Origin of the sequence: Vibrio sp. Vb2960, from assembly GCF_033337665.1 — a bacterium.
GTDB lineage: Bacteria > Pseudomonadota > Gammaproteobacteria > Enterobacterales > Vibrionaceae > Vibrio > Vibrio alginolyticus.
On the sequence record NZ_JAWORD010000076.1, the window covers coordinates 1 to 676 of the forward strand.

Here is a 676-nt window from a genome sequence, read left to right on the forward strand (position 1 = left end):
CCACTTTGTGGTTCATGACTGGGGTGAAGTCGTAACAAGGTAGCGCTAGGGGAACCTGGCGCTGGATCACCTCCTTAAACGATGATTATTGCGATGAGTGTCCACACAGATTGATATGGTTTAAATTTCAGAGCAAAATTGGTTCTGCATAAAATGCTGAAGCAATTTATGTGGGGCTATAGCTCAGCTGGGAGAGCGCTTCGCTGGCAGCGAAGAGGTCATCGGTTCGATCCCGATTAGCTCCACCACATACTCAGTGTCCCGTTCGTCTAGAGGCCTAGGACACCGCCCTTTCACGGCGGTAACAGGGGTTCGACTCCCCTACGGGATACCATCTTTAAACATTCTCTCTTGAGAGTTTTTAAAAATGGTTACTTCATAAGAAGTGATTAGCTCTTTAACAATTTGGAAAGCTGACAAAACAAACTTTTAAGTTTGTTTGTAAAGTTCTCAATGTTTGTCTTTATGACAAACACCAAAAAACACATTTAAGTGTTCTTGGGAATATCACTTTTACAGTGATTATTCGAAATTGAGTCCGGCAAAATCGAATGTCTCTCGCTCATTCAAATAATGAGAGACAACTTTGGTGATTTGAACATCAACTCGAAACTCCTTCGGGTTGTATGGTTAAGTGACTAAGCGTACACGGTGGATGCCTTGGCAGTCAGAGGCG

Annotated in this window: 2 tRNA genes and 1 rRNA gene; all 3 read left to right on the forward strand. The window is 43.3% G+C overall.

The window, feature by feature from the left end:
• A 16S ribosomal RNA gene (locus R7O03_RS22680) occupies positions 1 to 77 on the forward strand; the annotation flags it as partial.
• A 95-nt stretch (positions 78 to 172) separates the two neighbouring features.
• A tRNA-Ala gene (locus R7O03_RS22685) sits at positions 173 to 248 on the forward strand.
• A 10-nt stretch (positions 249 to 258) separates the two neighbouring features.
• Positions 259 to 334: transfer RNA gene (locus tag R7O03_RS22690), tRNA-Glu, on the forward strand.
• Positions 335 to 676: the final 342 nt, after the last annotated feature.